A 6,696-nucleotide genomic window follows, 5' to 3' on the forward strand; every position below is an offset into this window, starting at 1 on the left:
CAGTCCAGCCGTCGCAATACATCCAGGCGCCGTCGCCGTTGTTGGCGCTTTGGTCCCACATCAGATCCCAGTGTTTGTTGATCCAGGTTTCCACCACGATGCCCTGGATGTCAGACAGGCTGCCGTCCACCAGGGTGCGCTTGGTGAGGGTGCCGTTGAATTTGTCGGACACGGTGTAGGTTTCGGCGGTCTGATTGGGACCGCGGTCGTCGCGGGTGACTTCCGTGCCGGCGGCCACGCCGTCCCGCTCGCCGCCCCAGATTTCATGGCGGCCCTGCCAGGCACCGTAGTAGGCATAACGGGTCAGGCCGTGGTCGTCGGTGTAACGGATGGGGAAGCCAAAGGCCTTGTGCCGTTCCACATTGTCGCCGGCGCCGATGCTGTTGTCGCTGTCGGCATTGGCGTAGAACAGGCCGTAACGGTGGGTGAATTCCACGGCGTTGGCGGGGTCGCGGTCTTTGTAAACGGCGCCCTCGGTGGCCGGGTCGTCGTCCACGCCGAGGAAGGCGGCATTGTAGGCGTAGGCCACTTCTTTGGTGTCGGGCGTGCAGTCGGCGCCGGCGTCGGGGCCAAAGCAGGACTCCCAGTCGGGGAAGGCCACTTTGCCGTAGCCGCTGGTGGCGGAGCGCACCAGAATGCCCTTGAGTTCATAGGTCGCGGCCTCGCCACCGGCGCCGGGGGGGCCGTCGGGGAAGCTTTCGTGAATCTTGATGGTGGTGACGCCGTCGCTTACCCGGGAGGTGGCGGCAAAGTAGTCGGTGACGGTGCCGCTGCTGTCTTCGCCGAAGGACACATTCAAATCCCAGTCGCCATAATCAATGAAGGCGCCGTCAGCGGCCACGGTGGCGGCTTTGTAGATCTTGAACTCGGCCTTGATCAGTTCGGTGGTGCCGGGCACTTCTTCGCTGGGTTCTTCGATCCAGGCCAGCACCCGGTTCACGTCCTGGCCGTCAATGACAATCATGCGCGAGTCCACCACCCAGGGTTGCAGGGTTTTCACCTGGCGGCCGTCCTGGTCGTCCACCCAGGTCACCATGGCGGTGTAGGGGCCTTCGTTGACGTTGCCGGCGTCGGCATAGTGGGTCTGGCCCACAGCGTTGAGCACCTGCTCGATGACCTCAAACTGCTCCAGGGCGCGCTCTTCGATGTATTTCTTGGGTTGGGCCTTGGCGTAGTCGGAGTCCGCCGGCAGTTCGTCCACCGCCACGGCGCGGGACAGGGCACGCAGGCGCGGACCAAGGCCGGCAGCCAGGGCGGCCTGGGCGCTGTTGTCGCTGTCGGCCGGCACCGCAGACAATTCAGTGGGCAGCGCAAAGCCTTCCGACAGGGCGGAAATGATTTCGCCGTCGTCGTTCTGCTGGGTGTTGTTGCTGCTGTCGTTTTGGCTGGTGTCGTTGGTAGAGCTGGTGCTGCTGCCGCCGCCGCAGCCGGCAAGTCCCAGGGCCGCGGCGATGGCGACGGAAAGTAGTTTTTTGTTCATTGCGCTGAAATCTCCTCTCTTCGGGCGTGACGTCCGCTGTGGGCGCGGGACGTGGCGTCCTACGATGGTCGGTGTAAATTCGTGCCCCTCCCTCAGGCGAGTTCTTCCGTGCAAGCCACTGGGGGTATCGACGAGGTGGATTGAGTTTGAAGAGGGGGCAGGGCGGGAATACTGTGATGCGGGTCACATTTTCCGGCACTGCCGGGGCAGGCGCGTGGCCTGCATAAGTAAGCGCTAATGCTTATCTTGGGTATCACCCTGCCTTGGGGTATCCTGTGCCCCCGTTTCAACGGTACTCAGAATCAAAGGATGCCATGAAAGTACTCATCATCGGCGGCGGCGGGCGCGAACATGCCCTGGCGTGGAAGGTGGCCCAATCGCCCCGCGTCGCCCAGGTGTTCGTGGCCCCCGGCAATGCCGGCACCGCGCGCGAGCCCAAGCTGGAAAACGTTCCCATCGCCGCCGGTGCGACGGGAGAGCTGGTGGCTTTCGCCCGCGGCCAGGGCGTGGACCTGACCCTTGTCGGTCCCGAGGCGCCCCTGGTGGCCGGGGTGGTGGATGCCTTCGCGGCGGCGGGACTGCGTTGTTTCGGGCCCACCCAAGGTGCGGCCCGACTGGAAGGCTCCAAGGCCTTCACCAAGGATTTTCTGGCGCGCCACAACATTCCCACGGCCGCCTACGGCGTGTTCACCGAGGTCGGGCCGGCCCTGGCCTGTTTGCGTGACCGGGGTGCGCCCATCGTGGTCAAGGCCGACGGGCTGGCGGCGGGCAAGGGGGTGATTCTGGCCCGGACCCTGGCGGAGGCTGAGGCGGCCGTGCGCGACATGCTGGCGGGCAATGCCTTCGGTGAGGCCGGGCACCGGGTGGTGATCGAAGAGTTTTTGCAGGGTGAGGAAGCCAGTTTCATCGTCATGGCCGATGGCACGCATATTCTCCCCATGGCCAGCTCCCAGGATCACAAAGCCCGCGACGAGGGCGACCGCGGCCCCAACACCGGCGGCATGGGGGCCTATTCTCCGGCGCCCGTGGTGACGCCCGGGATTCACGCCCGCATCATGAACGAGGTCATTGAACCCACCGTGCGCGGCATGGCCGCCGAGGGCCATCCCTATACCGGCTTTTTGTACGCGGGGGTGATGATCGCCCCCGATGGCACTCCCAGGGTGCTGGAGTTCAACTGCCGTTTCGGTGACCCGGAAACCCAGCCCATCATGATGCGTTTGCAGTCGGATCTGGTGGATCTGGTGGAGGCCGCCCTGGACGGCCGGCTGGACGCGCTGCAGGCCGAGTGGGATTCCCGCGCGGCGCTGGGTGTGGTGTTGGCGGCGGCCGGCTATCCCGCAGCGGTGCGTAAAGGCGATGTGATTGAGGGGCTGGACGGGGTTGAGGGTGAGAACGTGAAAGTCTTTCACGCGGGCACCACCCTGAAAGGGGATCAGGTGGTCACCAACGGCGGCCGGGTGTTGTGCGTGACCGCCTTGGGTGAGAGCGTCTCGCAGGCCCAGGTGCGCGCCTACGAAGCTGTCGGCCGCATCCACTGGGACGGCATGTTGTACCGCCGCGATATCGGCTATCGGGCGGTGGCGCGCGAGCAGGGCCGGTGAGCTGCGGTACAGCCCCGGCCGGTATCACCGCCTGGCGGCAGTGGTCGGCGGGCATTGCCAGTGCCGGCCAGCCCAGCGTGGCCCAGCTCGGTGCCGTGGCCGCGGCGGGTTACGGGGTCGTCATCAATCTCGCCCTGCACGACGCTCCATATTCCCTGCCCGATGAGCCGGCAACGGTGACCGCCCTGGGCATGGCCTATGTGCACATTCCCGTGATCTGGACCCGGCCCACTGCGGCTGACCTACACGTCTTTTTTGCAGCGATGAACGAACACAGGCAGCATCGGCGCTTTGTTCACTGCGCCAGGAACATGCGCGCGTCCGTATTCGTGGCCTTGTACCGTTTTCGTCATGAGGGTCGAGCCAAAAGCGGGATCCTGGCCGATATCAGAACCGTGTGGGAGCCCGATGCAGTGTGGACAGCGTTCCTGCACCAGGCTTTGGCGGCGGTGGAGGGCGAGCGGGGAGGGCGGCAATAATGCGTGCGCTCCCGCTGATGGGCGGCGCCGCCTTCAATGCCGTGTTCCTGCCCCGGGTGTTGGTGTTTTCCCCGAGCAACTTGCTGATGTGGCCGGTTCTTCGCAGCCATTGTTCCGGTGGCGGGCGCGGTGGGGAAGGTGGCGGCAGCCGTGGCCTTTTCAGCGTAAACGGCAAGCGCGGTGGAGGAGGCGGTGGTGGCGCGGTGGGGGCCGTCAGCCGCATCCCCGGCCCCTGTTCCCGCGCGGGGACGCGTTGAACCGCTGGCATCTGAAACGTGCCGCGGTCTGTGTTGCCCGTGGCGGCGTGATCGCCTATCCCACCGAAGCGGTGTGGGGCCTGGGCTGCGACCCCTACAACGCCAGCGCGGTGCAGCGCATCCTGGCGCTCAAGCACCGTCCGGCGGACAAGGGTTTGATTGTGATTGCCGCCCGCTTCGAACAACTGCTGCCTTTGATAGCGCCGCCGTCAGTGGCGCTGGAAAAACAGCTTGGTCACACCTGGCCCGGTCCGGTGACCTGGCTCTTGCCCGCCCGGCCCGGTGCGCCCAAGTGGCTGCGCGGCCGTCATCCGACTTTGGCGGTGCGGGTCACGGCCCATCCCCTTGCCGCCGCCCTGTGCCGCGTGCTCAACACACCACTGGTGTCCACCAGCGCCAATCCCGCCGGCCGTCCGCCCGCCCGTGATGCCATACAGGTCAGGCGCTATTTTCCCGGCGCAGTCGACTATATTGTGCCGGGATCCACGGGTCGTCTCACCCGGCCCACCGAAATCCGTGACGCGCTCACCGGGGGGGTGGTGCGGGCGGGGTGATTTTGCTGCACCACGGGTTCTGTTGGACCCATGTAAAGAGAGGAACCACAACCATGTCCGCACCCGATATCGATGCCGTCAAACAATACTTGCTGTCATTGCAGGACAGCATCTGCGCCGAATTGGAAGAAGAGGACGGCGGTGGCCGTTTTCAAGAAGACCGTTGGGATCGGCCCCAGGGGGGAGGCGGGCGCAGCCGGGTGTTGGCGGAGGGGGCGGTGCTGGAGCAGGGCGGGGTCAATTTCTCCCATGTCTACGGCGACCAAATGCCCGCCTCCGCCACCGCCCACCGCCCCGAACTGGCGGGCCGGAATTTCCAGGCCCTGGGTGTCTCCCTGGTCATCCATCCGCGCAATCCCTACGTGCCCACCTCCCACGCCAATGTGCGCTTTTTTGTTGCTGAGAAAGAAGGCGCCGAGCCCATCTGGTGGTTTGGCGGCGGCTTCGATCTCACGCCTTACTACGGTTTCGAGCAGGATGCCGGGCATTGGCACCGCACCGCCAAAGCCGCCTGCGACCCGTTTGGCCCGGAGGTCTATCCCCGCTACAAGAAATGGTGCGACGACTATTTCTTCCTCAAACACCGTGGCGAACCCCGGGGCATCGGCGGCCTGTTCTTCGACGATCTCAATGAATGGGGTTTTCCCCGCTGCTTCGATTTTCTGCGCAGCGTGGGAGATCACTATCTTCAGGCGTACCGCCCCATCCTGGCGCGCCGCAAAAACCTGCCCTATGGTGAGCGGGAGCGGGATTTCCAGCTCTATCGCCGGGGGCGCTATGTGGAATTTAACCTGGTTTATGACCGTGGCACCTTGTTTGGCCTGCAGACCGGTGGCCGCACCGAATCCATACTCATGTCTCTGCCGCCACTGGTGAAATGGCGCTACAACTGGCATCCGGAACCGGGTACTCCGGAGGCCGGGCTGTATGAAGTGTTTCTCAAACCCCGTGATTGGCTTCAGGTGGAGAAATAGGTTAAACTTATTTTTATTGTGGTTATTGGGTCGCAGGGCGTGGTAGACCGGATCTTAGATTTAATCTAAAATTTGGACTGCCTTTTTCAATTACTCAAGGAGAATCGCCCATGCAAACTCCAGACTGGATCAGAACCGGCGTGACCGCGGCTTTGCTGAGTGCTGCCGCCGGTGCTTTTGCCTTCGACACCCTGCCCGAGCACCCGCCCATTCCCGCGGACAACCCCATGACAGCAGCCAAAATCGAGCTGGGGAAGCAGCTCTTTTTCGATCCGCGGCTGTCCATTGATGGCACCGTATCCTGTAATTCCTGCCACAACGTCATGGCCAGCGGCACCGACAACCGTCCCGTGTCCGTGGGCGTGGCCGGCCAAATGGGCGGCCGCAGCGCGCCCACGGTATGGAACGCCGCCTTTCTCACGGCCCAGTTCTGGGACGGTCGCGCGCCCAGCCTGGAAGCCCAGGCCAAGGGCCCGATTTTGAATCCCGTCGAGATGGGCATGCCGTCGGAACAGGCGGTGATCGACCGTTTGCGCACCATACCCGGTTACGTGGCGCAGTTTGAACAGGTGTTCGGCGCCCAGGGCGGTTTGACGTACGACAACCTTGCCAAAGCCATCGCCGCCTATGAACGCACCCTGATCACGCCGGACAGTCCCTTTGACCGCTATCTGAAAGGCGACAAGAAAGCCCTGTCGGAAGCCGCTGTGCGGGGGATGAAGCGGGTGGAGCAAGTAGGCTGCACCGCCTGCCATACAGGCGTTAACTTCGCCGGCCCGGCCTTGGCGATGGGGCAAGGGTTTTATCAGAAATTCCCCACCTTCACCGATAACGCCTACGTCAGGAAATACCGCCTCGACGAAGACCTGGGCCGCTACCAGGTGACCAAAGATGAAGCCGACAAACACATGTTCCGCGTGCCCACCTGGCGCAACGTCGCCCTCACCGCCCCCTACTTTCACAACGGCGCCGTGCCGACCCTGGACGAAGCGGTGAGAGTGATGGCCAAGACCCAGCTCAACAAGGATCTGAGCGATGCCGAAGTGGCCGACATCGTGGCCTTTCTCAACAGTCTCACCGGTGAATTCCCCGCCCAGACCCTGCCGCGTTTGCCTGGCACGGCAAACTTCAGCGTCATATCAAAATAACAATCTCCCCCTCCCCCAATCCCCGCATCAGCGCCCGCCAGGGCGCTTTTTTTTGGTGGTGCGCCAGGCATGGCGCGTAGCGCCGTGACTGGCGCTATTTCCCGAGCTGTGGTGGCGAGGGGATGACTTGGGGGTGCAAGTCCCCTACCGGCCCGGCAAGGGGAACGGTTAGCCGAACGGCAAAGGTGCCCATCGCGAGG

At 64.0% G+C, this 6,696-nt stretch carries 7 protein-coding genes; 6 read left to right on the forward strand and 1 reads right to left on the reverse strand.

The window, feature by feature from the left end:
* Nucleotides 1-1,480, reverse strand: a 1,480-nt coding sequence (locus ENJ19_04395; GenBank protein HHM04969.1) for a hypothetical protein, incomplete at its 3' end; no start/stop codon positions are given.
* A gap of 314 nt (nucleotides 1,481-1,794) precedes the next feature.
* Between ENJ19_04395 and purD the strand changes: the two genes are divergently transcribed.
* The 6 genes from purD (at nucleotide 1,795) to ENJ19_04425 (ending at nucleotide 6,496) form a co-directional block, all read left to right on the forward strand.
* Nucleotides 1,795-3,084 carry a phosphoribosylamine--glycine ligase gene (gene purD, locus ENJ19_04400; GenBank protein ID HHM04970.1) on the forward strand — a complete coding sequence of 430 codons (1,290 nt, stop codon included), beginning with the start codon at nucleotides 1,795-1,797 and terminating at the stop codon, nucleotides 3,082-3,084.
* Nucleotides 3,085-3,107: 23 nt separating this feature from the next.
* A complete protein-coding gene (locus ENJ19_04405) occupies nucleotides 3,108-3,563 on the forward strand; it encodes a phosphatase (protein HHM04971.1) in 456 nt (151 codons plus the stop codon).
* Entirely contained in the window at nucleotides 3,563-3,820 is a 258-nt protein-coding gene (locus ENJ19_04410; protein ID HHM04972.1) for a hypothetical protein, read from the forward strand. Before ENJ19_04405 ends, ENJ19_04410 begins: the two co-directional genes overlap by 1 nt.
* A complete protein-coding gene (locus ENJ19_04415) occupies nucleotides 3,817-4,374 on the forward strand; it encodes a tRNA threonylcarbamoyladenosine biosynthesis protein RimN (GenBank protein ID HHM04973.1) in 558 nt (185 codons plus the stop codon). Before ENJ19_04410 ends, ENJ19_04415 begins: the two co-directional genes overlap by 4 nt.
* Before the next feature lie 53 nt (nucleotides 4,375-4,427).
* Nucleotides 4,428-5,348 carry an oxygen-dependent coproporphyrinogen oxidase gene (locus ENJ19_04420; protein HHM04974.1) on the forward strand — a complete coding sequence of 307 codons (921 nt, stop codon included), beginning with the start codon at nucleotides 4,428-4,430 and terminating at the stop codon, nucleotides 5,346-5,348.
* Between the two features lie 110 nt (nucleotides 5,349-5,458).
* Nucleotides 5,459-6,496, forward strand: a complete 1,038-nt coding sequence (locus tag ENJ19_04425) for a cytochrome-c peroxidase (GenBank protein ID HHM04975.1) — start codon at nucleotides 5,459-5,461, stop codon at nucleotides 6,494-6,496.
* Nucleotides 6,497-6,696 lie beyond the last annotated feature (200 nt).

The sequence above is a fragment of the Gammaproteobacteria bacterium genome (genome assembly GCA_011375345.1).
In the GTDB taxonomy this organism is placed as follows: Bacteria; Pseudomonadota; Gammaproteobacteria; order DRLM01; family DRLM01; genus DRLM01.

Coding starts and splice junctions, on each gene's coding strand:
- purD (HHM04970.1), top strand. CDS start 1,795: ATGAAAGTACTCATCATCGGCGGCGGCGGGCGCGAACATGCCCTGGCG.
- ENJ19_04410 (HHM04972.1), top strand. CDS start 3,563: ATGCGTGCGCTCCCGCTGATGGGCGGCGCCGCCTTCAATGCCGTGTTC.
- ENJ19_04420 (HHM04974.1), top strand. CDS start 4,428: ATGTCCGCACCCGATATCGATGCCGTCAAACAATACTTGCTGTCATTG.
- ENJ19_04425 (HHM04975.1), top strand. CDS start 5,459: ATGCAAACTCCAGACTGGATCAGAACCGGCGTGACCGCGGCTTTGCTG.